General features: G+C 69.1%; 19 protein-coding genes and 1 pseudogene. 12 read left to right on the plus strand and 8 right to left on the minus strand.

The genetic code is table 11. The features are described from left to right. Window positions 1-127 precede the first annotated feature (127 nt). Window positions 128-475 (plus strand): MerR family transcriptional regulator, encoded by a 348-nt coding sequence (locus ACWDRW_RS38685; RefSeq protein ID WP_451732779.1) that lies wholly within the window; start codon window positions 128-130, stop codon window positions 473-475. A gap of 484 nt (window positions 476-959) precedes the next feature. Here the strand turns inward: ACWDRW_RS38685 and ACWDRW_RS38690 are convergent, their stop codons facing one another. Continuing rightward, a complete protein-coding gene (locus tag ACWDRW_RS38690) occupies window positions 960-1559 on the minus strand; it encodes a lamin tail domain-containing protein (RefSeq protein WP_451732782.1) in 600 nt (199 codons plus the stop codon). Between the two features lie 877 nt (window positions 1560-2436). On the opposite strand from ACWDRW_RS38690, the gene ACWDRW_RS38695 reads away from it, so the two are divergent. The 4 genes from ACWDRW_RS38695 to ACWDRW_RS38710 all read left to right on the plus strand — a co-directional run bounded on the left by ACWDRW_RS38695 (window position 2437) and on the right by ACWDRW_RS38710 (window position 6816). Further along, window positions 2437-3501, plus strand: coding sequence for a ferritin-like domain-containing protein (locus tag ACWDRW_RS38695; protein ID WP_451732785.1), 1065 nt, complete (start codon window positions 2437-2439; stop codon window positions 3499-3501). A gap of 887 nt (window positions 3502-4388) precedes the next feature. Next, window positions 4389-5303, plus strand: coding sequence for a trypsin-like serine peptidase (locus ACWDRW_RS38700; RefSeq protein ID WP_451732788.1), 915 nt, complete (start codon window positions 4389-4391; stop codon window positions 5301-5303). A 46-nt stretch (window positions 5304-5349) separates the two neighbouring features. Further along, window positions 5350-5619: a carboxypeptidase-like regulatory domain-containing protein gene (locus tag ACWDRW_RS38705; protein WP_451732791.1), complete on the plus strand. Its 270-nt coding sequence runs from the start codon at window positions 5350-5352 to the stop codon at window positions 5617-5619. A gap of 120 nt (window positions 5620-5739) precedes the next feature. Continuing rightward, window positions 5740-6816 carry a M12 family metallopeptidase gene (locus tag ACWDRW_RS38710; protein WP_451732794.1) on the plus strand — a complete coding sequence of 359 codons (1077 nt, stop codon included), beginning with the start codon at window positions 5740-5742 and terminating at the stop codon, window positions 6814-6816. A gap of 689 nt (window positions 6817-7505) precedes the next feature. Here the strand turns inward: ACWDRW_RS38710 and ACWDRW_RS38715 are convergent. Beyond that, on the minus strand, window positions 7506-8180 hold the full coding sequence (locus ACWDRW_RS38715) for a helix-turn-helix transcriptional regulator (RefSeq protein WP_451732797.1): 675 nt from the start codon (window positions 8178-8180) through the stop codon (window positions 7506-7508). A gap of 90 nt (window positions 8181-8270) precedes the next feature. Between ACWDRW_RS38715 and ACWDRW_RS38720 the strand changes: the two genes are divergently transcribed. Further along, entirely contained in the window at window positions 8271-8705 is a 435-nt protein-coding gene (locus tag ACWDRW_RS38720) for a hypothetical protein (RefSeq protein ID WP_451732800.1), read from the plus strand. 162 nt (window positions 8706-8867) lie between these two features. Here ACWDRW_RS38720 and ACWDRW_RS38725 read toward each other — a convergent pair whose 3' ends face one another. Beyond that, complete coding sequence (locus ACWDRW_RS38725) at window positions 8868-9698, minus strand: dienelactone hydrolase family protein (protein WP_451732803.1); 831 nt, start codon at window positions 9696-9698, stop codon at window positions 8868-8870. A gap of 389 nt (window positions 9699-10087) precedes the next feature. Here ACWDRW_RS38725 and ACWDRW_RS38730 point away from each other — a divergent pair, with 389 nt between their 5' ends. Continuing rightward, window positions 10088-10426 carry a hypothetical protein gene (locus tag ACWDRW_RS38730; protein ID WP_451732805.1) on the plus strand — a complete coding sequence of 113 codons (339 nt, stop codon included), beginning with the start codon at window positions 10088-10090 and terminating at the stop codon, window positions 10424-10426. Window positions 10427-10749: 323 nt separating this feature from the next. Here ACWDRW_RS38730 and ACWDRW_RS38735 read toward each other — a convergent pair whose 3' ends face one another. From ACWDRW_RS38735 to ACWDRW_RS38750, 4 genes are all read right to left on the minus strand, one after another. Next, complete coding sequence (locus tag ACWDRW_RS38735; protein WP_451732808.1) at window positions 10750-11739, minus strand: fibronectin type III domain-containing protein; 990 nt, start codon at window positions 11737-11739, stop codon at window positions 10750-10752. Between the two features lie 139 nt (window positions 11740-11878). Then, the gene (locus ACWDRW_RS38740) at window positions 11879-13423 is read right to left on the minus strand and encodes a PQQ-dependent sugar dehydrogenase (RefSeq protein WP_451732810.1); all 1545 of its coding nucleotides are present in this window, start codon (window positions 13421-13423) and stop codon (window positions 11879-11881) included. Between the two features lie 233 nt (window positions 13424-13656). Then, entirely contained in the window at window positions 13657-14328 is a 672-nt protein-coding gene (locus ACWDRW_RS38745) for a lytic polysaccharide monooxygenase auxiliary activity family 9 protein (protein WP_451732813.1), read from the minus strand. Window positions 14329-14914: 586 nt separating this feature from the next. After that, a complete protein-coding gene (locus tag ACWDRW_RS38750) occupies window positions 14915-15817 on the minus strand; it encodes a hypothetical protein (protein WP_451732816.1) in 903 nt (300 codons plus the stop codon). 139 nt (window positions 15818-15956) lie between these two features. On the opposite strand from ACWDRW_RS38750, the pseudogene ACWDRW_RS38755 reads away from it, so the two are divergent. Continuing rightward, a pseudogene (locus ACWDRW_RS38755) lies at window positions 15957-16246 on the plus strand (helix-turn-helix domain-containing protein); the annotation flags it as partial. A 209-nt stretch (window positions 16247-16455) separates the two neighbouring features. Here the strand turns inward: ACWDRW_RS38755 and ACWDRW_RS38760 are convergent. Continuing rightward, window positions 16456-17472 carry a LacI family DNA-binding transcriptional regulator gene (locus ACWDRW_RS38760; protein WP_451732818.1) on the minus strand — a complete coding sequence of 339 codons (1017 nt, stop codon included), beginning with the start codon at window positions 17470-17472 and terminating at the stop codon, window positions 16456-16458. A 303-nt stretch (window positions 17473-17775) separates the two neighbouring features. On the opposite strand from ACWDRW_RS38760, the gene ACWDRW_RS38765 reads away from it, so the two are divergent. The 4 genes from ACWDRW_RS38765 to ACWDRW_RS38780 form a co-directional block, all read left to right on the plus strand. Continuing rightward, window positions 17776-19089 carry an ABC transporter substrate-binding protein gene (locus tag ACWDRW_RS38765; RefSeq protein ID WP_451732821.1) on the plus strand — a complete coding sequence of 438 codons (1314 nt, stop codon included), beginning with the start codon at window positions 17776-17778 and terminating at the stop codon, window positions 19087-19089. 95 nt (window positions 19090-19184) lie between these two features. After that, a complete protein-coding gene (locus ACWDRW_RS38770; protein WP_451732824.1) occupies window positions 19185-20180 on the plus strand; it encodes a carbohydrate ABC transporter permease in 996 nt (331 codons plus the stop codon). 12 nt (window positions 20181-20192) lie between these two features. Then, window positions 20193-21116, plus strand: coding sequence for a carbohydrate ABC transporter permease (locus tag ACWDRW_RS38775; protein WP_451732826.1), 924 nt, complete (start codon window positions 20193-20195; stop codon window positions 21114-21116). A 51-nt stretch (window positions 21117-21167) separates the two neighbouring features. Then, window positions 21168-22604: GH1 family beta-glucosidase (locus ACWDRW_RS38780; protein WP_451732829.1), on the plus strand; the 1437-nt coding region annotated here is incomplete at its 3' end.

Raw genomic sequence — 22604 nt, forward strand, 5'->3', positions numbered from 1 at the left:
CCGGTTCCGGGTTTTCGGGTCCACGGGTCCGAGCCTAACCGGCCGCCCCGAACGCCCAGCGGGCGACCGCCTCGTACCGGGGCTGCTCCCCGGGCCCCCCGACGCGCGTCCCCGAAAGAAGAGGTATATGCCCCCTGCCGCGTCCCGTCCCGTTGACAACCTCGACGACGACGACTATCCCGCCTACACCATGGGCCGGGCCGCCGAGCTGATCGGCGCCACCCCAGCCTTCCTCCGGGCCCTCGGCGACCACCGCCTGATCGCCCCCCTTCGCTCCGAAGGCGGCCACCGCCGCTACTCCCGCTACCAACTGCGCATCGCCGCCCGCGCCCGCGAACTCGTTGACCAGGGCACCCCCATCGAAGCCGCGTGCCGCATCATCGTTCTTGAGGACCAGCTCGAGGAAGCCCAGCGCATCAACGAGCAACTGCGCACACAGGGCGACGAAGCACAGCCCAGAAATGCAGCCCGATGAGCCGCACCCTCATGAACCGCTCGGTGTTCGGAACGGAAGCTCCGTAAGCACGCCGGAGCACCGCCGGACGGCTTCACCGCCCTTGACGAACTCCTCGCTGCGCCGGATCAGTCCTAGTCATAGGAATCAGAGCGAGGAGACCAATCCAGCAGGCCTGCCCCTTCCCGGTGGGATAACACGTCCCGGCAAGCCCTGCCCGGAGCCTACGCGGCTGGCGTTCCGGTGGTGTTGTTCCACCTCGACCAGGTCAACTTCCCCGGCAGTCCGCTCTTCAACGATCCCGAGACGCCGATCTACCATCGGCGGCCAAGGCCAGGCAGCCGGACGTCCTGTGACAGTGCCGGCATGTCCTCGGCCAGCGGCGCAGTGCCCAACCTGCCGGTCGGACGAAGCAGCGGCGTGCCCGGCCACCAAGATGGCCGGGCACGCCGCTCGTCACGCGCGGGTGAGGTGTTCAGCTGTCACCTGCGCGAACTGTGGGTGTTCAGTGACGGTCGCCGTGGTGTCCCCGGTCGCCGTGGTGCCCGCGGTCGCCGTGGTGGTGACGGTCGCCGTGGTGCCCGCGGTCACCATGGTGGTGACGGTCGCCGTGGTGCCCGCGGTCGCCGTGGTGGTGACGGTCGTTACCCCAGGACTCGTCGTCGATGAAGCGGCCCCGGTCGTTGCGCAGGGTGGCCGTGCCAAAGCGGTTGTCCCACACGTAGTCACGACGGTCCTGGTACAGGTCCGTGCGGGTGTCGCGTCCCACGCCGGTGTGGACGCGGACCGTGGCACGGCCCGCCAAGCGGTAGTCGTCGAAGGTGTAGGTGCGTCCCTCCTGGTCCGTGAGGGTCCACCCGTCGAGGTTCACAGCGCGACGGGCAGTGTTGGTCAGCTCCACCCACTCCTTGTTCAGCGACCGGTTCGACCGGTCGTCGCGTCCCGGAGAGTCGTACTGCACAGCCGAGATCTCCACCCTCGGACCGCGCCAGCCGCGGTCGTGACCGGCTGCGGAAGCCGGAAGCGTCACCGCCCCCACGACAGCCCCGGCTGCGAGCACGGCGCCGAGCAGACGACGCGAAGTGGTGGAAGAGGAAACAGTCATGGACCCACCTACATGGTGCGGGCACCCACCCGGAAGGCGGCCGGCCCCTCTACGGGCCAGGCTCCCGGCATTGGTGCGGTGTGTGACGACGACCGAACCGGCCGCGCACCACAGACCTTGGCCCCCAGGGACGAAAGCCGAGGGGCAAAACCGACGGTGTTACCTGTTGCCCACATTCCTGTGACTCTCAACTGCAATGTCCATTTATGTGCGGTATAGGCGAAGATGGGCCTTCCGGTGGAAGATCCGCCCTTGCGAGAACTGGGCCTGACCCCATGGGCCACCACGGCCCGCCGACCCTCAGCTCTGGCCCGTCACCCAAAAGTGAGTAACAGCCCGGCAGGCCCTCGGATCGCCGGCCCACGCGCCGCCCCGGCAAGTAGAGGAGCCGCACCGAGCGGCATCTGCCCACCCACAAGCCGGCCGTCATCGAGGCGAACGGGTCTGGTGCAGGTTCAGGTGACAGATTCGGTCACGCGGCCTGGAGAGGGCGCTCCGGGAGCGCGAGCGGTTGCGGCTGCACGCGCTGGACGCCCTGGCGGTCGGGCTGACCCGGCAGGGCAACCGGGCTCTGGTCCTGGAGGCGGCGCTTGCGCGTGTACGGGTGCCGCTCGGGAGAGCACGCGCGTTCGCGGGAGAGCGCGCGCCGGGCGATCGTGGCGGCGCACCTGCTCGAGGGCAGCGTGATCGAGACCGTACGACACCACCCGCGTATCGGCTGCTGCTCCGGGACGAGCTGGGCCAGGAGCCGTCCGCTCAGCTCACCCGGATGGCTCGGGCAGCCCGCCGATAACGGCGCAATGACAAGGCGCTGACGGCACCGACCTACCTTTTTCATGGACAGAAGTGCGCAAAAGCGGCACATAAGGAGCTATCCATGACGTCGCTTCTCGAATACCGGAGCAATCGGATCGTCGAACTGATGGACGAGCCCGTCGAGCGCCGCGACGCCGACTGGCTGAAGGAGTCGCTTCAGCAGGCGATGATGTTGGAACTCGCCACCCTTCCCCCGTACTTGTCCGCGATGTGGTCCATCGAGCCCCAGAGCGGGGACGTGGTGAAGGCGTTCAAGCGGATCGTCTTCGACGAGATGTCCCACCTCGGCCTCGCCGGGAACATGCTCACCACCATCGGCGCAGTCCCCCGCCTCGGCGACGTGCACACGGTGCCGAAGTACCCCGGTCCGCTGCCCGGCGGCGTACGTCCGTCGCTGACCGTGTTCCTGAGCGGGCTGTCGAAGGAGTCGCTGGATCTGTTCGCGCAGATCGAGGAGCCCGATGGTCCGGTCACGGAAGCCCAGTCGCACACCTCCATAGGTGCCTTCTACACCGCGATCCTGGAGGCCTTCCAGAACCACGCGGAGCTGATCACCGGAGCTCACCAGCTCGAACGGGACATGCGGCACCACGGGGCGGGAAACAGCCTCGTGGCACTCCACTCGCTCGCCGACGTCGAGGCGGCCATCGAGGTGATCAAGGAGCAGGGCGAGGGCACCTCCGGCTCGCCGCAGAACCCGCACCCCGGAGTGACCGACGAACTCGCCCACTTCTACGTCTTCCGGGAGCTCTTCCACGGCCGCAAGCTGATCAAGGTCGCCGAGAACCCGGACAAGTGGGAGTTCGCCGGGGACGTCATCGCGATGCCCGGTACCCGCCCCATGGGCACGGTGCCCAGCGGCGGCTGGGGAGCGCCGGGGCAGCCCACCCCCGACGCCGACACACAGGACCTACTGGACCGGGGCAACCAGGCGTACAGCCGGATGCTGGACCTGCTGGAGGACGCCTGGCAGGCGAACGACCCGGCCACGGCGACCAACCTTCTCGACGAAGCCGTCGACAAGATGCGCGACCTCAAGGGACCGGCTCGGGCCCTGATGCTCCGCGAAGTCCCGGGCGGCAACGGCAAGACCTACGGCCCGGAGTTCCGGTACATCGACGACTAGGACCCGCCGGCAGTCCAGCGCCCGGTGAGGCAACCGCCGGGAGGGCGCTCGTCACCCGTGGCGTCCTGCTGCACATGGCTGACCAAATATTCTCTTCTACCTGCCGGTTGCGCTGTGTTCAGGCTTCACGCCTTGACAGGTCGCACCCCTCAGACCAGGGGGGTGTTCGGGTCGTGTTCCTGGGACGCCGGGCCGTCGGCATGGTCGTGACTGAATTCGGCTACCCCCAACTACGCGGCCTCTTCGCGAACCTGCCGGCCAGCGGCTGAGCGAAGAGCGACACCGAAGACGAGGTGTCGATGGAGGGACAACGGCAGCGCCTTCATGGCCACTTACAAGAAGCGGGGCTGAATTCTTGACGCCCGGCACTACACGTTCTCCCCCTGGAGTCACTCCACCGCAACGGCCACCCAGGACGCCTGCTGCGCCGAGATCACCGACGAGGAAGCAGCCCTGCTCGACGACTGGATCGGGTTCTGAGATCGGTGCCCGCCTGGTCGGTGCGCTCGTGCGCCCCCCGCCACCACACGTCAGCAAGATCGAATGCGGAGGTTTCCGGGTGGTCGGAGCCGGCGTTCATCCTGATGCAGGATGACCCGAATGGCCGTAGCGTGATAGTTGCAGGCATAGAGGTTTGCGGCGCGTTCGAGGTGCCGTTCATGGGATTTCCCGATCGCGCAACACCCGTCGGAACGCACGGCCGCAGCCCGTTCGGCAGCGCTAGGCCTGGCCGCATGAGGCTCAGGCTACGAGCCGCCTTCCTCCGACCGTCATCGTCAGACGTGATCGTCTCTGCGGTCGGCACATGCTCATGATCCAGCTCCGTCAGTGGGTTGCGGTGTTGGTGATCGATCGGAAGGTCCAAGGACATGACACGGGATCAGCACATGGCTGTGTCCAACCAGCCGGAGGAGCAGGCCGCTCTCGCCGCGGAGCAGGCCCCGGTCACCTGCCCGTCGGAGGGTGTGGCAGGAGAAGTGGTGCAGCCAGGTGCCGACGGCCTGGAGCACGTCGAGGGCTACCAGCAGCCGGAATACGGACGACTGGCCGCTGACATCTGGACGGCGCCCACCGCGGACCTGCGCGACATCGGCGAGGCTTCCTTCGGCCCTTTGCCTCCGGTCGCCGAGACCGTTCACGGAGTGGATGACCGCGTCCAGATCACGAACACGGCGGCTTACCCCTGGCGGGTTCACTCATCACTGCTCATCACAGCGGCGGACAACTCCCGGTGGATCGGCACCGGGTGGTTCATCGGGCCTCACACGCTGGTGACTGCAGGCCATGTCGTCCACATCAAGAACAGCGGTGTGGCCGGACGCGACGGATGGGTCAAGAGCATCCAGGTCATGCCCGGCCGCGACGGTACGGTCACGCCGTACGGGTCCGTCACGAGTACGACCTTCCGCTCCGTCAAGGGCTGGACCAACTCCGGCGACGAGAACTACGACTACGGCGCGATCATCATCCCCAGCGATCTGGGCTCGACCACCGGTTGGTTCGGCTTCGGTGCCTGGGCGGACGCCGATCTGCTCAAGACCACCGGCAACATCTCCGGATACCCCGGCGACAAGCCCCCCGGCACGCAGTGGTACGACGCCCGCGCCATCAGCTCCGTGGATGCGCTGAAGGTGTACTACGACATAGACACCGCCGGCGGCCAGAGCGGCAGCGCCGTGTGCCGCATCGCCGACGGCAACCGGTACGGCATCGCGGTCCACGCCTACGGAGGAGCAACGGTCAACTCCGGGACCCGGATCACCCGGCCCGTCTACGACAACCTGGTGGCCTGGAAAGCCTGACGCTTGCCCCCACGTCGGCCCACCCCGGAAGGCGGTGAAGACGGCGGTGCCGCACCATGACGCCCCGTGCCTGATCACCGGAGTCGTGGAGGACCTGCACGGCAGGCCCGTTCCGGACGCCACCGTGTACTTCACCGCCGGGACCGGCCCGTATCCCGACGTCGCCGCGCTGTCCGCAGCCGATGGGAGCTTCACCCTCTCCGTCCCCGACGAGGGTGACTACACCCTGGCATGCATGACACCGGACGGCAGGGTCGCCGAGACACCGGTCGCCGCACACAGCGACCAGCCGGCCCAGGTGCGCCTGCGGATCTGACCCCGCGCCCCGGCGTGTCCCGCGCCGTCCAGCGTGCCGCCCGCACGGCTTCGATACGCACACGTCAACAGCCGCGACGGAACCGAAAACGACGTGACCCACCCGCAGAAGGGAACAGTCATGGCAGTCACCGTCAACGAGACACCCACGAGTCAGGAAGCGGCACAGACCCCCTTTTACTGCGCACAACCTCCGGTGACCGAACCGGTTCTGCGCCCGGACCTCAGCCCGGACCGGCTCAGTGCCATCGTCGTGAGCCGGACCAAGTGGGTGAACGGCACGGTCCTGCGCTACTGCTTCCTCGACGAGGCCGATGGCGCACCTCCCGAGCAGCTCGACGAGGTCCGCCAGGCCTTCCAGGACTGGAAGGACATCGGCATCGGGCTGGAGTTCCGCGAAGTGGGCCGGCCCTCGGAATCCGAGATCCGCATCGGCTTCCGTCAGGGCGACGGCTCCTGGTCCTACGTGGGCCGGGACGCGCTGGGCATCAGCACGCGCGAGCGCACGATGAACTTCGGCTGGGATTTGACCAGTCCGCACGGCAAGGCCACCGCTCGCCACGAGATCGGCCACGCGCTCGGTTTCGCCCACGAACACCAGAACCCGTTCGCCGGTATCGAGTGGGACGAGGAGAGGGTCTACGCCGACCTCGCTGCCCCTCCGAACAACTGGCCACGGGAGCAGACCTTCCACAACATTCTGCGCAAGCTCTCCATCAACGAGGTCGAAGGATCCGAGTGGGACCCGAAATCCATCATGCAGTACCCCTTCGCCCCCGGCCTGATCCTCCGGCCTGAGCAGTACCACCGGGACGGCATACCGGATCCCCTGGTCATCTCCGATCGGGACAGGGAGCACGTCAGCCGGTGGTACCCGCCCGTGGAGGACAAGCCGGCCGACCTCCACCCGTTCCAGTCGGTGGAGCTGGATCTCGCTGCCGGTGAGCAGGCGGATTTCGCCATCGTCCCGTCGGAGACGCGGATGTACGAGATCGGCACGCTCGGCGACAGCGACGTCGTGATGGTCCTGTTCGAGGAGGTCGACGGCGAACTGCGCTACTCCACCGGAGAGGACGACAGCGGCCTGGACAGCAACGCCCGTTTGAAGGTGAGGTTGTTCGAAGGGCGTCGCTATGTGCTCCGCACCCGGCTCTACTCGGCCTGGGGGCCCGGAAAGGCCGCGCTCATGCTGTGGTGACCCCGGATGATGCCGATCGTCACGGTCACCTGACCGGGCGGCGGCAGACCGAACACCCCCGCCCTCGCGTGCGCTGGCCGTCCCGGTGCACCCGCACCGTCCCGCTCGCCCTCCCACGATGGCGAGCGGGACGCCTTCGCTTTTGCACCGCCGCTTCCCGCCTCCCTGTGCGAGCAGGCGAGGTATTGCCGGGTAGTGACGAGGTGCGGGTGGTCCTTCTCACCCACTGCGCGCACCATGTCCGCCAGCAGCCCGGCAGGGGGCAAGCGCCCCGCCTCCCCCCTGCCAGTGAGCCAAGTGGCTGCGGACGCGAAGAGCGTCGGAGTGGCCGGGGCCGATGCCGGACAGCGGTGGCGACCCGCAGGCGGCCGAAGTGGACGCGCACCGCACTCACTTGGCCTGCCCCCGCTGAGGCTGCCGCCGAGACGGCAGAGCACGTCCTGCGTTTGCGGCCGGAACAACCCTTCGCCCGCCCCATCGGCCAGGGCGGTGGTGCCGGGGCCAGCGCGTGTCGGTCTCAGTGTCAGGCCCGCGGCCACCATGGCATCGGACGCGGATGCGTGCGGCCTTGTCGAAGCGGTCGCAGGCGGGGCTGAGGGTACCGTGCACGGCGAGTTGGCGGTCGGACGGCGGTGGCGGGGGTGCGCTGGACAGCCGCAACGCCGTGCCCCTTCCGTGAACCCTCGTGGTCAGCGGGCAGTCGGCTCCAGGCGGACGCAGCACTGTCCCGGGGCGGGGGCCAGGCGCGCCTCAAGGTCACTGCCGTTCAACGCCTTGAGCACGCCGCGCAGCAGGTGCAGGTTCATTCCGCACACTGTCTCTGTGCGCTCGCGCGCCAGCGCGTGGAAAGGGCAGTTGCCCAGCACGATCGCTGCTCCGTCGCGGCGCGGCTCGAATCCCTGCCGCTCCAGCAGGTCCGTCACGTCGGCGGCTTGCTGCGCGCCCAACTGCTCGCCCAGCTCCTCCGCCCTGCGGTGCAGGACAGTGCGGGCAGGTTCGCCTGTCGCGTCGGACTCCTCCACCGCCTGCGCCAGCAGTCGGCCCGCCAATTCGTAGCGCCGCTCGGGCAGGGTGACGCTGACCTGGCGAGCCGAGCGCCGGTAGAGCTTGGCGGGACGACCCGCGCCGGGGCCGCTGCGTCCACTGCGCCGCTCGTACACCGTCTCCAGCAGACCTTGCTCGGCCAGCCGGTCCAGATGGAAGGCAGCCGTCTGCCGCGCCAGCCCGAGGGCCCGGGCCGCGTCGTCCCGGCCGACGGGCTCGGACTGGCGCACCACGTGCTCGTACAGCCTTCGGCGCGTCGGCTCGTCCAGAGCGGCGACGGCGGAGACATCGGCGTTGGCCGCTTGATGGGAGTGGTCCACGCACCCAGTGTAAAACCAACAACCCTTGACTAAAGAGAGCCGGCGCGCTTCTATCGATAGTGGAAGTGGTTTATAGAGGAGGAGGGCGCCATGTCATCCACCGCTCCCGCGCCGGCCGCTACACCCCGGCGCGGCCTCACCACGGACCCGGCCTACCAGGCGTTCTGGATCCTGCGGACAGGGTTCACCGTGGCTCCGATCCTGTTCGGCCTGGACAAGTTCGCGAATCTGCTCGTTGACTGGCCCGCCTACCTGGCGCCGTGGATCAACGACGTGGTTCCGGGCAGCGCCCAGGACGCCATGTATGCCGTCGGCGTCATCGAGATCGTCGCCGGAATCACCGTGGCCCTGGCCCCTAGGTTCGGGGGATGGCTGGTTGCGGGCTGGCTCGCCGGCATCATCGTCAACCTGTTGACCATTCCCGATTACTACGACATCGCCCTGCGCGACTTCGGCCTCCTGCTCGGCGCCGTCGCCCTGGCCCGCCTGGCCGAGCACTATCGCGCCGTACGACCGTCGCGCTGACCCCCACCCGCATGCGAGCGGCGGGGGAGCGGCCACGTCGCACTCACCCGTCGCTACGCTCAGAGCACGTTGTGGCACACCAGGCACCGCACGCCGGGTGCCTTTACGTGGAGGCCGTGGCAGCCCGCCCTGCCTCCCGGGTCAAGCGCTGCCGCGCAGTCCTCACGTCGGATCCGGCAATGAAAGCAGCCGGGCGCGGAAGTGGTCGAGGACCTGGTCGAGCGCCTGACGGGTTGGCTGGCCTGGTTCGTCGATCAGGTGCTCCGTGAGCACCGAGTGCGGGGGAAGCAGCCCGTCGGGATGCGCCGCTTCGTCGTCCAGCTCGATGCCGATGAATGCGGCACCGAGGCGTTCCCTCAGCAGGGCGAAGCGCTCGGCGGGCGCGACCCGGTCGCCCCGAAAGCGCAGGCCGAGCACCGTCAGTCCCGCCGCACAACGCTGCTGGACCGTGCGCAGGTCGCTCGGGGAGATATCGAGGGACCGGCGCTTTCGCGCAGTGACGGCCAGCGGGAGAGAAGGCTGGCAGAGCACCGGCGCGAGGAGTCGTTCGTCGGTGGCCATGGCGAGGGCGTAGCCACCGGTGAAGCACATGCCCAGTGCGCCGACGCCCGGGCCGCCGCACCGCTCGTGCTCGTGGGCCGCAAGTGCCCGCAGCCACGTGACCACGGGTGAGGTGCGGCCCGATGCGAGCGTGGTGAACTCCCGGCTCACGCAGATATGGGCGACAGCGCGCAGTCCTGTCATCGCAACCCCGGTCCACCCATGGGCCTTGGGATCGGGATCACGACCGGCGACGCCGAAGAGGTCCGGCAGGACCACGGTGCATCCGATGTCACGGACCCGCCGTGCGAACTGGGCGACCTTCGGGGTGATGCCGGGAATCTCGGCCATGACGATCACGGCCGGGCCGGTGCCCGAGCGCAGCACGTCATGGGACTGGCCCGCGTGCGTGAACGGCTTCCGGACGAAATCCGTCAGCATGTCGTCGGCCATGCGTCCCCCTGCTCCCAGGCCAGTGCTGGTCCCTGACAACGAATCAGGAGCCTACCCGCAAGTAGCTTCCGGCGCATCACTCCCCGGGCTGATGAGCAGCCCTGCGCATCCCGCCAGCCACCGACGGGTGACTGGCTGCCCGCACCACCAACGAAAGGTCCAGGTACGGCACATGATCCACGCGAGTGGCCTCGGGACTGCGGATCGTTGCACACCCGGGCACGCCTGTGCCGAGCAGTACGACGAGGTGACCGCGTACACCTGTTGGTTCATCGGTCTTGTGACGAGATGCGGTAGGGGACATTCGGGTGGACCGCCCCGTGTACCGCAACTGCCCGCACTGCCGGTCCGTCCTCCCCTCCAACGAGACGCCGACTGAGGAGGTCCTCATGACCGGAATGCAGGCTTTCACCACGGGCACCGCCGCACTGCAGGATCTCGACCCCTACCGGTTCCCCGCCGCGCGCTTGGGAGACCAGCCGCAGCAGATGCTGGCCGCCTGCGACCTGATGGAGGACGGCGACTACGTGCTGCCCGCCCCGGACCCGGCGAGCCGCCTGTCCATGACTCTCGAAGCGTCTGACCGTCGCCGTCTGGAACTCCACGCCGCTCTCACCACCGCGGGCATCGCGCCGCTGCCGGGCGACCTGGACGCGATCGAGGCCTTGTGCCAACTGGACGACACCACGCACGCCGCGCTCCGGCGCTGGATCAACCACGTCCTGTGAGCCTGCCCAATCGTCCCGCAGATCGTGTGCACGCCCGGTCGCGACAGGTTCAACCACCCTTCCTGCGAGCGGACATGGTGGAACCCGAACGCGGTCCGGGCGTGTCACGGCAGCTGGCACTTCTTCTCGAGCGGTGATGAGACGCATCCCACGGGCGGGTACTCGTACCGAGGCGGGGGCAGCGGCGCGGGCTCACCGGAGCCCTCCGATTGCGGCAGGAGGAGACAGCCCCGCGTACGCCACGCCGGCCTTGGCTGGGTCTGCGGCAGCAGCCCCTCGCCCGGCGGCTGCAGGCACCGGCCGCTGACCACGCCGTCGGGACGTCAGTTGCCCGTCGTGACAGTCCGCTGTGTCGAGAACGCTCCCCAGGAGCCGTCCGGCAGGCGCGGTCTGATCCGCACGGCATACGTCTTGCCTTCTTCCGTACCGAGGTAGACGGTGTGCCTCGCTCGTTCCCCGGGTGCTTCGTGGTCCCCGGCCAGGGTCGTCACGAACACCTCGTCGAGGTAGACCTGGTATTCGGCAGCGAGTCCTTCCGTCCCGGGCGGCGTCCACGACAGGTCCAGGTAGTACGCCTTGTCTTTCGTGTCCGTGCGCACCGACACCCGGAAGTCTTCGGGCGCTTCATTTCCGCCGCCCTCACCCCGGGCGGTGGTCAGTCGCAGAGGTGCACTGGCCGGGGAGAGGTTGTCCGCCGCGTCCCTCGCACGCACCGTGAAGACGTACTCCGTGCCCGGGCGGAGACCGGTGAGAACGGTCCTCGTCTGCGCACCGTCAACCGTGTGAATCTTCGCGTCGCCCTGGTAGATGTCGTACGAGATGACTCGCTGGTCGTCCGTCGAGGCAGCCCAGTTCAGGTCGGCGGCTCGCGATCCGTTGGCCTTCCCGCGCAGCGGGCCGGGACGGGTCGGTGGTTCGTCGTCCTTGGCGGGTGCGGGCAGGGTGGTGACGGGGACTTCGCGGCTCGGGGTGGAGTAGTGGCCTGCGGTGTCTCGGGTGCGGACGGTGAACACGTAGTCGGCGGACGGTTTCAGGCCGACGATGTCGACCATGGTGCGGTCCGCGTCGACCTCCTTGACCTTCTTCCCGGACTGCAGGACCTCGTACGCCTCCACATCCTCGCCGTCCGTGGCGGTCTTCACCGGCTTCCACATGACGTGGACGGTGGTCGCACTGCTGGACTGCGCGGTGACACCGGTCGGGGCCGCCGGCGGCCGCTCGTCTTCGCTGCCGCAAGCCGTGAGCGCCAGCAGGGCGACAGAGCAGGACAGGAGAGCGGCAGGCCGGAGCCGGGGGGTGCGGGTCACGGGCATGGTTCTCCTCCGGCGCCGGAGTGCGGACCAGATCATGTCGACCTTCCGGACCAGGCGATCTGCTGAGTTGACGGAAGAAGGGGTAAAGGGGGCGGGCGGGCCCGCCGTTGACGGCGAGGCGGGCCCGGCTCGGGACTGTTCAGCGGCCGATGGCGCAGGCGTCCCCGTTGAGCGTGAACCGCGGCGGCGGCGAGGAGTCACCGGTGTGCCCGGCGAGGTAGCCAAGGGTGATGTGCGCGCCGGGAGCGATCGTGGCGTTGTGCGAGGCGTTGGTGGCCGTGACCGTGTTGCTCCCCTGCGTCAGGTCGGTGTTCCAGTCGGAGGTGATGGTCTGCCCGAGTGCCAACGGGAACTTCAACGTCCATCCGTTCACTGGGGTGTTGCCGGTGTTGGTGACCGTCAGGTCGACTGTGGTGCCGGTCCCCCAGGTCCGCACGGTGCGATCCACGCGGCAGGTGGGTTCCTCCCGGGCGAAGGACACGCGGTGCAGGCCGCCAGGCAGGTCGTTGACGACGTAGAACTCTCCGTCGACGGTCACGCCGATCGACGTCACCTGGGTGGGCATCTCCCCGATCTCCGCCTGCTCGTAGCCGCCTTCACCGTCCGGGCGCAGCGCCCAGACCGTGGAGGAGCAGTAGTCGGTGGCGATGTACGTGCCGCCGACGAGTCCGGCGTACTTCTGGCCCCGGTAGACGTGACCGCCGATGATCGAGCATCCGCCGGTGTACGGGGAGTAGGTGAACACTGGCTCGGTGTGCTGTTCGCCGGGTACGCAGTGGCCGCCTTGGAACCTCTCCAGACCCTCGTAGCAGGACCAGCCGAGGTTCAGCCCTCCCTGTCCGGACGGGAGGTGGTTGACCTCTTCCCATCGGCCCTGGCCGACGTCGCCGATCCACATCGAGCCGTCGGCGCCGTCGAAGGAGAACCTCCACGGGTTGCGCAGCCCGTACAGCCAGATCTCGGCACGGGCGCCGGGGGTGTCCACGAAGGGGTTGTCCTCGGGAATGCAGTAGGCGAGTCGGTCGCAACTGCGGCTGACGTCGATGCGCATGATCTTGCCCAGCAAGGTGTCCAGGCGCTGCCCGGCGCGCAACGGGTCGGCGGAGCCGCCTCCGTCACCGATGCTCCAGTACAGGTTGCCGTCGGGGCCAAACGCGAGCTGGCCGCCGTTGTGGTTGCTGAACTCGGCGTGGGGCTGGGAGAGCAGGGGCTCCAGGCGGGTGTCGTCGAGCCGGTAACGGGCGAGCGTGACCGCGCCGTCGGGCAGTGCCGTGTACACGAGGTACAGGTGGTGGCTGGCGGCGAAGTCGGGCGGGACGGCTATGCCGAGCAGTCCGCGCTCGTTGCCCGATTCGTCCACGGCGGACGTGATGTCGATGAGCGGGTCGCGGGCCAGGCCGGTGTCCGGGTGGTAGACGCGCACGGTGCCCGACTTCTCGGTGATGAACAGGCGGTCCGTGCCGTCGTCGGGGGCGACAAGGGCGGTGGGCCGTCTCAGGCCGAAGGCGACCTGGGTGGTGGTCGCCCGCAGCGATGGCAGGGGGACGGCCGAGGGGGCGGCGGCCGTGCGGGTGCGCACGGTGTCCGCCGACGCGGGCGGGGACGAGGCGGTGGCGGACAGCGGGGTGAGGGAGGTCAACAGCAGGGCGAGCAGAAGCGGCCCGGTCCAGCGGTGTCTTGGCATGTCGGCTCCAGGTATCAAGAACGCTCGTGGGCGGCGGTGTTCGCATACGGAGGGACGCGGCCCGGTGGCTCATCCCGACGGACGCGGCTTCGCGGCGAACGCCACCCCTGAAGGGCCCGTCAGACTGCCCTGATATCCGGGCGACGCGGGTGTGTCAGGGCACCGTGGGGGGCAGGGCACGCTGTCCCGCCGGACGCGAGCTCGTCCGGCGGGACAGGCCATGGGCCGCGAGGTCAGCGGAAGTTCACGTCGCTGCACAGGAAGTACGTCTGGTCCATGTGCGAGGCCTGCCAGATCGTGTAGACGATGTGGCGACCGCTGTAGCCGGACGTGCTGACCGGGATCGAGTAGTTCTGGCTGGGCGCGTACCTGCCGGTGCGGGTCACCAGCTGGAGGTCGCTCCAGCGCAGCGGCTGGGTGGCGGGGTCGAAGCCCTGCCGGGTGACGTAGACCAGGAAGTAGTCCGCGCCGTGGCTGGCCTGGTCGTACAGCTTGACGGTGAAGTTGCTGCTGACATCCGTGGTCTTCCAGGAGCCCACGGTGTCCAGGGAGTTGTAGCGCCCGCCTTCGGTGCGGCCGCCGCTGCACAGTTGGCCGTCGGGGACTGCTGCCTGGAAGTTCCCGGCCGAGCCATTGCGGTACAGACCGTTCCAGTTCCACATGGCGTTGGGATCGGCCTGCCACGCCTGCCAGCACATGGGATCTTGCTGGGCCATGGCCGGATCCAGGTGGTTGCTGCCCCACCTGAGCCAGCAGCCGTAGTTGCGGGAGGCGGGGTCGACGACCGAGCCGTGGGCGACGGCGGTGCCGCTCCAGGGGAGCAGGCCGAGGAGCAGCGCCGCGAGGAGGCTCAGAACGAGCGTCGAACGGCGCCGCACCTTACTGATGTGATCATGACAACTCACGGTCTCCTTCTTTCCCGTGGGGGGATGCCGGGTCACGGCGTTCGGATGAAGCGAGTGGGAGCGCTCCCAAATTCAGGGTGAGTGTCGTGAAACGAAGCGGCAACACTCAATTGCGCCACTTCCGAGCCGATGGCATCACCTCGGAGCGGCCGTCACCGCGGTGCGTGCCGCCGCCCGCGACGCCCAGCGCCGTCCTGCCGCCGCAGTCAGCAACCCGCGCCGAAGACGGCGAGCATCGGAACGCACTGCGACGGGCGGGCCGCGGTGGCCGGAGAATGGTCAGCAGCGCCGTCCGGGAGCGGCATGGGACAGCGCCCTGGGTGATGAACGCCCGGCAACGCGGCAGAACTCACCGGATCATCCGAGTCTGCGAATGCCAGGACATCCCGATGCTCGCCGTCCGCGCCTACCTGGCAGGCGGTGGCCCGGGGGACGACACCCCTCAGACGCCCGCCCGGCGGGAACCCCACGCCAACCCAGCGCACCATGGACCACTCACCGAGCCTTACACCCCGCAGTCTGTCCCGGCGGCCCAGACGCTTCGCCGAGCGGAGTCAGCGGCACTGACAGCCGGCTCAGCAGGGGCTTAGCCCTCTGGCAGCTCCCATGAGGCGAACCAGTGGGGGAACGGTCCGGCGGAGGGCGGGAAGGCAAACGGCGGGGTGCGGTCGGTGAGGAGGCGCAGCACGAACTCGCCGGTGCTGCAGTCGAAGCGCTGCCACTCACCGTCCAGGTACTGCACCAGAACCGGCCAGTCGTCGGGATCGGCCGGTCCGGTCAGCCAGTGGAAGGTCAACTCCTGCTCGGAGGTCCCCCATATGAGCACGCCGCCGGGCGCGGGGTGGACCGGGTACGGCCGGTACAGGTCGGCGTACCGCGCCATGTCCTGGCCCCAGAAGACCAGATCCGTGCCCAGCGCACCCGGCACCAGCAGGTCCAGGTACTCGTCGAAACTGCCCGCGCCGAAGGCGTCGACGATGTCCTTGTAGTCACGGGGCAGCGCGGTGCCCAGCGCTGCCTCCGTCGCGGCCCAGTCGACGCCGCACCGATCGGGCTCCGTCCACCCGGTGGCCTCCCGCAGCAACGCCACCCACCCGACCCCGGGCGGGCGGGTGAACGCGCGCCGGGCGAGGATCACGACGCGGCGCGGGCCATCGGCGGTGGCCGTCACGCCGTATCCGAACCAGTGCTCGGCCAGCACCCACCCGCGCAGCTCCAGCAGCCCGCCCTCCCCGCCGATGGGGAGCCCACTCTCCCCGCCCACCGGCGGACCGTCGGGCACCCCTGCCGCCCTGCCCCCGACGACCCAGGCACGTACCGGCAGACCTGCCCCGGCAACCACGTCCGCAGCGACGCGCTCCAGCTCGGCCAGATCCTCCGCGTCACTGGGCACACAGACATGACCTGCCCCATGAGTGGGCAGCGGGCAGTGCAATTCGGGCGCGCGCCAGATGTCGTTCAGACGGGCGCGCAGAGCTGAGGAGTCCACGCGGCCAAGTGAACAGCACGGCACTGACATTGAGCCTTCTCAACCTGCATCAGCAGTACTCCGTCGGGCTGACAACAGGATGAAGCCCCGGTTATGGGGCTTTCAACCAAGATCACCAGCCTGTATCAGGAGCTTCCGCGTGCTTGTCCACCCGTCCGGTATCGACCTGTCCAGCCGCTCTCTGCAGCACTCCCCTCTCCTCACAGGCCACCGTCGACGGATCGGCTCCCGCCGGCGTCGCCTGCCCGTGGACCGCAGGCCGTGCTCGTCCTCGCCCACCTGCGATGCGGCGACGCCTACGCCCGCCTCGCAGCAGGTTTACGTGTCGGGATCGCGACGGTCCACCGGTACATACGCAAGGCCGTGGACCTCCTGGCCGCTCTCGCGCCCACGCTGGAACAGGCTTCGCCGGCGGCGCTTCGGGCGGCACCGCCGTCAAAGGCCGCTCCGGGTTCGGCGCCGCAAGACGTATGTCCCCGCGGCCCCCGTCCCGCACCTCGACATGTCGGCACCCATGGGCAAGGCCGCCGAGCTCGAAGGCACCGGCATCCTCGTGCGGACCGTCCGACCAAACCGTGGCAGACGTCGAAGCCGCAGCATGTGTGTCCCGCTTCGCCGAACGGCCCGCACAGCGCGCCTTAGGACGACTCCCGCACCACCAGCTCCGTCGGCAGCGTCAACTGCCGCTCGACGGAGGCGACCTCGCTGATCTCGTCGAGCAGAATCGCCGCCATCGTCCGCCCCAGTTCTTCGACCGGTTGCCGGATCGTGGTCAGCGGCGGGTTGGTGTGGCGGGCGAGGACGGAGTCCTCGAAGCCGACGACGGCGACGTCGCCCGGTACCTGCCGTCCCTGGCGGCGCAGTTCGCTCAGGGCGCTGACGGCCATCAGGTCGGACGCGGCGAAAACGGCGTCCAGATCGGGCGCACGTTCAAGAAGCGAACGCATCGCCCGGCGACCACCCTCTTCGGTGAAGTCGCCTACTTCGACGAGGAGTTCGTCGGCCGGGATACCTGCCTCCTCGTGGGCGGCGCGCCAGCCCTCGAGGCGGCTGCGGCCGACATCCATGTCGAGGGCACCGGTGATGGTGGCGATGCGGCGGCGGCCGCTGCCCAGCAGATGCCGTACGGCCGCGGCGGCGCCCCCCGCGTTGTCGGCGGTGACGTAGCTCAGCGGCTCGTTCTCGTCGCGGCGGCCCGCCAGCACCGTGGGCAGGCCCATCTCCTCGAGCATGCCGGGCAGTTGGTCGTCGGCGTGGACGGAGACCAGCAGGACGCCGTCGACCCGGCGGGTCGCCACCGACGCGGCCAGCTGGTCGCGCTCGGACTGGTCGCGGACGAGCATCAGCTGCAGCTGGGTGCGGGTCTCGGAGAGCGCGCCGCTCACGCCGCGGATCAGGGCGGCGAAGTAGGGCTCCGAGCCGAGCCGGCTCTCCGACTCGGGGATGACCAGGGCCACCGCGTTGGTGCGGTTGGTGACCAGTCCGCGGGCGACCGAGTTGGGGACGTAGTCCAGCTCCTTGATCGCGGCCAGGACCCGGGCGCGCGCGTCGGCGCTGACGAGTTCCGAGCCGTTGATGACGCGGGACACCGTGGTCCGACCCACCCCGGCCCGGGCGGCGACTGTCTTGATCGTGGGACGGCGGTTCCCTGTCATGTGCTCCTCCCGGCAGCAGCCGCGGCGGCACCGGCCGCGGACGTGACCAGCGGCAATTGTGGCAGACGCGGGACGGGGGACAGCACCCCGACCGAAGTCACGAACCGAACACCGAACCAGGGCTGCGGTCACGAATTGTTTTCAAGTTATTGACATAGACGATCCCTGCCACGAGTCTTCCATCCACCGGTGGGCACGTTCCCACCCATCGATGGGAACGTGCCCACCGACAAAACGCCCCACTTTGTAAATCGCGGAACCCGCTGCTCCGGTGCGTCAGCGCCGTCGCTTGGAGGAAGAAACATGGCAACTGTTCGAAGGTCATCACGGACCAGAGCGCTCGCGGCCGTCGCGGCCACCGGCGCGCTGGCGCTGCTCGTCGGCTGCGGCGGCAGCGACGACTCCGTCACCGGCGGCGGCAAGAAGGACGGCAAGGTCGTCATCACCGTCGGCCTGTACGGGGTGATGGGCTTCAAGGAGACGGGCCTGCTGGAGCAGTACGAGAAGGAGAACCCGGGCGTCGAGATCAAGGCCGAGATAGCCGGTGACGAGCAGACGTACTACACCGCGCTGCAGACCCACCTCGCGGCCGGCAAGGGCCTGAAGGACATCCAGGGCATCGAGATCGGCCGGGCCAAGGAGATCGTCGACACCCAGGCCGACAAGTTCGCGGACTTCTCCGACGTGGCGGGCACCGACCACTTCCTGCCGTGGAAGCAGTCCCAGATCACCACCGAGGACGGCAAGGTCCTGGGCGTCGGCACCGACATCGGCCCGATGGCGGTCTGCTACCGCAAGGACTACTTCGAGAAGGCCGGCCTGCCCACCGACCGCGACGAGGTCGCCAAGCTGTGGGAGGGCGACTGGAACAAGTACGTCGAGGTCGGCCGCACCTTCAAGAAGGACTTCAAGGGCGGTGACGTGGCGTTCATGGACGCCGCCAGCGGCCTGTTCAACGCCATGGTCTACGGCTACCCGGAGCAGTACTACGACGCCCAGGGCGAGCTGATCTACGACAAGAACCCGGCCGTCAAGGAGGCCTGGAACCTCGCCGCGGACGCCGCCGAGGACGGGCTGACCGCCAAGCTGCGCCAGTTCCAGCCCGGTTGGGACCCCGGCCTGGCCAACGGCACGTTCGCCACGGCCGTCTGTCCGGCCTGGATGCTCGGCCACATCGGTGAGAAGGCCGGTGAGGCGAACAAGGGCAAGTGGGACGTCGCCAAGGCCCCCAAGGGCGCCAACTGGGGCGGCTCCTTCCTCGGCGTGATCGAGCAGAGCCCGGTGAAGGAGGAGGCGAAGAAGCTCGCCGCCTGGCTGACCGCGCCGGAACAGCAGGCGCACATCTTCGAGAAGCAGGGCAGCGTCCCGTCCTCGCAGAAGGCGCTGGAGAGCCCGGACGTCAAGGGCATCACCTCGGAGTACTTCAACAACGCCCCGATCGGTGAGATCTTCGGCGCGGCCGCGCAGGAGATCCCGGACAAGCAGGTCCTCGGCCGCAAGGACGGCACGATCAAGGACACCTTCTCCCAGGGCCTGACCCTCATCGAGCAGCAGGGCACCGCACGCGACGAGGCGTGGGAGACCACCGCGGAGCGCATCGAGAAGGCGGTCGGCTGACCCGTCGACCGCTCCGGCCGCCCGGGCCCGCCCGTCCTCGACGGCGGGCGGGCCCGGGCCCGGCCCACTCATCCGCTCTTACGGAAGGAAGTCCGGTGGCCACCTCCACCACCAAGGCCCAGGTCGGCGAGGGCCGTCGGGGTCCCTCCCCGCGCTCCGGCGGCGAAGGCGCCGGCCGGCGCCGCGGCGCTCTGCTGCACCGCCTCGACGTCAAGGGCGCGCCCTACGCCTTCGTCGCCCCGTTCTTCGTCGTGTTCGCCGCGTTCAGCTTCTACCCCCTCGTCTACACCTCCTGGATCTCCCTGCACCGGGTGGAGCTCGCCACCCTGGACGTCATGGAGTGGGTGGCCTTCGACAACTATGTCGAGCTGTGGAACGACGACCGGTTCTGGAACGCGCTGGCCAACACCATCACCATCGGCGTCATCTCCACGGTGCCCCAGCTGCTGATGGCGCTCGGCCTGGCACACCTGCTCAACTACCGGATGCGCGGCTCGCTGTTCTTCCGGGTCGCCTCGCTCGTGCCCTACGCCACCTCGGTCGGCGCCGCCGCCCTCGTGTTCACCATGCTCTTCGAGCGCGACTTCGGCATGATCAACTGGGCGCTCGGCACGGTCGGCCTGGACCCGGTGGACTGGGAGGCCGACAAGTGGCCCGCCCAGGTCGCCATTTCCACCATCGTCATCTGGCGTTGGACCGGCTACAACGCGCTGCTCTACCTCGCCGCGATGCAGGCCATCCCCGCGGACCGGTACGAGGCCGCCGCGCTCGACGGCGCCTCCCGCTGGAAGCAGTTCACGCATGTCACCGTGCCCGGGATCCGCTCCACCATCGTCTTCACCATCGTGCTCTCCACCATCGGCGCCACCCAGCTCTTCGGCGAACCGCTGATCTTCGGCCAGGGCCCCAACGGCGTCACCGGCGGAGCCGACAACCAGTACCAGACGCTGGGTCTGCTGCTGTACGAGGAGGGCTGGAAGAACTACCAGATGGGCCGCTCGGCGACCGTCGCCTGGGCGATGTTCCTGCTGCTCGTCGTCGTCTTCCTGGCGCAGCGCCTCATCAAGCGCCTGCGTGCCCGTACGTCCTGACCAGGAGTCATCATGACCACCGAAAGCCTCCCGGTCCGGACGGACACCCCCGCCCGGATCCCCGTCACCAAGCCCGCCGCCCGCCGCAGCCTGCGGGTGTTCCGGCCGGGCGCCGGCCGCCAGCACCACGCCGGTCCGCTGTCCTACATCCTGCTCGGGATCGTCGCGATCCTGTCGATCTTCCCGCTGTACTGGACGATGGTGGCGGCCTCGACCGACAACACCCGCGTCAGCCAGACACCGCCGCCGTTCCTGCCCGGACCCAACCTGTTCAGCAACCTCGCCCGCGCCTGGGACGAGGCGGCCATGGGCAAGGCCATGATCAACAGCACGATCGTGGCCGGCGTGATCGCCCTGTCCACGGTGATGTTCGCGACGCTCGCCGGCTTCGCCTTCGCCAAACTGCGCTTCAAGGGCCGCAACGTCCTGCTCATGCTGGTGATCGGCACGATGATGATTCCGCCCCAACTCGGCGTCGTACCGCTGTTCATGATGATGTCCGAGCTGGGCTGGTCGCAGCAGTTGCCCGCCGTCATCTTCCCCACTCTGGTCAGCGCCGTCGGTGTCTTCTTCATGCGCCAGTACCTCACCGAGGCGCTGCCGGACGAGCTGGTCGAGGCGGGCCGGGTGGACGGCGCGCACTCGCTGCGGATCTTCTGGAGCATCGTGCTGCCGGTCGCGCGGCCCGCGATGGCGGTCCTCTTCATGATCACTTTCGTGCATGCCTGGAACGACTTCTTCTGGCCGTTCGTGGTGCTCGACATGAGCAACCCGACGGTCCCCGTCGCCCTCACCCAGCTCAGCGCCGGCTACGTCCGCGACCAGTCCCTGATCATGGCGGGCGCGCTTCTCGGCACGCTCCCGCTGCTGGCGATGTTCATCGTCTTCGGCCGGCAGATCGTCGGCGGCATCATGGCCGGCGCGGTCAAGGGCTGACCCCCACCCCTCCTCCCACCGATTCACCTCCTCTTTTCCGAAAGGACCCACGTGGTCACCGCAGCACGACAGCAGCCCGCGTCCGCCCCGGACGCCTCCCGCACCTTCCCGAAGGGCTTCCTCTGGGGCACCGCGACCGCCTCCTACCAGATCGAGGGGGCCGCCGCCGAGGACGGCCGCACCCCGTCCATCTGGGACACCTACGCCCGCACCCCGGGCCGGGTCCGCAACGGCGACACCGGTGACATCGCCACCGACCACTACCACCGCTGGCGCGAGGACGTCGCCCTGATGGCCGAACTCGGCGTCGGCGCCTACCGCTTCTCCCTCGCCTGGCCCCGCATCCAGCCCACCGGCCGCGGCCCCGCCGTGCAGAAGGGCCTGGACTTCTACCGGCGTCTCGTCGACGACCTCCTCGACAAGGGCATCCAGCCCGTCGCCACCCTCTACCACTGGGACCTGCCCCAGGAGCTGGAGGACGCCGGCGGCTGGCCCGAACGCGCCACCGCCGAGCGATTCGCCGAGTACGCCTCCCTCGCCGCGGAAGCCCTCGGCGACCGGGTACGCACCTGGACCACCCTGAACGAGCCCTGGTGCAGCGCCTTCCTCGGCTACGGCTCAGGAGTCCACGCCCCCGGCCGCACCGACCCCGTCGCCGCGCTGCGCGCCGCCCACCACCTCAACCTCGGCCACGGCATGGCCGTACAGGCGCTGCGCGACCGGCTTCGCGCCGACGCCCAGATCTCGGTGACCCTCAACATCCACCACGTACGCCCGCTCACCGCGACCGAGGCCGACACCGACGCCGCGCGCCGCATCGACGCCCTGGCCAACCGGGTCTTCACCGGGCCGATGCTGCGCGGCGCCTACCCGGAGGACCTGTTCAAGGACACCGCCTCCCTGACCGACTGGTCCTTCGTGCGCGACAGCGACCTGCAGACGGCTCATCAGCCCCTGGACTTCCTCGGCGTCAACTACTACTCGCCCACCCTCGTGTCGCAGGCCGACGGCACCGGCACCCACACCTCCGACGGGCACGGCAAGAGCGAGTTCAGCCCGTGGCCGGCCGCCGACGAGGTCGCCTTCCACCAGTCGCCGGGCGAGACCACCGCCATGGGCTGGGCCATCGACCCGAGCGGTCTGTACGAGTTGCTGCGCCGACTGTCGTCCGACTTCCCCGAGCTGCCGCTGGTCATCACCGAGAACGGCGCGGCGTTCGACGACTACGCCGACCCCGAGGGCAACGTCAACGACCCCGGCCGGATCGCGTATGTGCGCGACCACCTGGCCGCCGTGCACGACGCCCTGCGCGACGGCTCCGATGTGCGCGGGTACTTCCTGTGGTCGCTGCTGGACAACTTCGAGTGGGCGCACGGCTACAGCAAGCGCTTCGGTGCCGCGAGGGCGCGGTCGTGGGGTGGTACAGCACCATGTCGGCCCGGTAGTCGATCATCCAGCCCGCGTCGAGGGCCCGCCATGCCAGGTCGG

The organism is Streptomyces sp. NPDC003635 (assembly GCF_053587635.1).

Coding starts and splice junctions, on each gene's coding strand:
- ACWDRW_RS38700 (WP_451732788.1), top strand. CDS start 4,389: ATGGCTGTGTCCAACCAGCCGGAGGAGCAGGCCGCTCTCGCCGCGGAG.
- ACWDRW_RS38735 (WP_451732808.1), bottom strand. CDS start 11,739: ATGCCCGTGACCCGCACCCCCCGGCTCCGGCCTGCCGCTCTCCTGTCC.
- ACWDRW_RS38765 (WP_451732821.1), top strand. CDS start 17,776: ATGGCAACTGTTCGAAGGTCATCACGGACCAGAGCGCTCGCGGCCGTC.
- ACWDRW_RS38730 (WP_451732805.1), top strand. CDS start 10,088: ATGACCGGAATGCAGGCTTTCACCACGGGCACCGCCGCACTGCAGGAT.
- ACWDRW_RS38725 (WP_451732803.1), bottom strand. CDS start 9,698: ATGGCCGACGACATGCTGACGGATTTCGTCCGGAAGCCGTTCACGCAC.
- ACWDRW_RS38710 (WP_451732794.1), top strand. CDS start 5,740: ATGGCAGTCACCGTCAACGAGACACCCACGAGTCAGGAAGCGGCACAG.
- ACWDRW_RS38695 (WP_451732785.1), top strand. CDS start 2,437: ATGACGTCGCTTCTCGAATACCGGAGCAATCGGATCGTCGAACTGATG.
- ACWDRW_RS38740 (WP_451732810.1), bottom strand. CDS start 13,423: ATGCCAAGACACCGCTGGACCGGGCCGCTTCTGCTCGCCCTGCTGTTG.
- ACWDRW_RS38760 (WP_451732818.1), bottom strand. CDS start 17,472: ATGACAGGGAACCGCCGTCCCACGATCAAGACAGTCGCCGCCCGGGCC.
- ACWDRW_RS38775 (WP_451732826.1), top strand. CDS start 20,193: ATGACCACCGAAAGCCTCCCGGTCCGGACGGACACCCCCGCCCGGATC.
- ACWDRW_RS38685 (WP_451732779.1), top strand. CDS start 128: ATGCCCCCTGCCGCGTCCCGTCCCGTTGACAACCTCGACGACGACGAC.
- ACWDRW_RS38720 (WP_451732800.1), top strand. CDS start 8,271: ATGTCATCCACCGCTCCCGCGCCGGCCGCTACACCCCGGCGCGGCCTC.
- ACWDRW_RS38690 (WP_451732782.1), bottom strand. CDS start 1,559: ATGACTGTTTCCTCTTCCACCACTTCGCGTCGTCTGCTCGGCGCCGTG.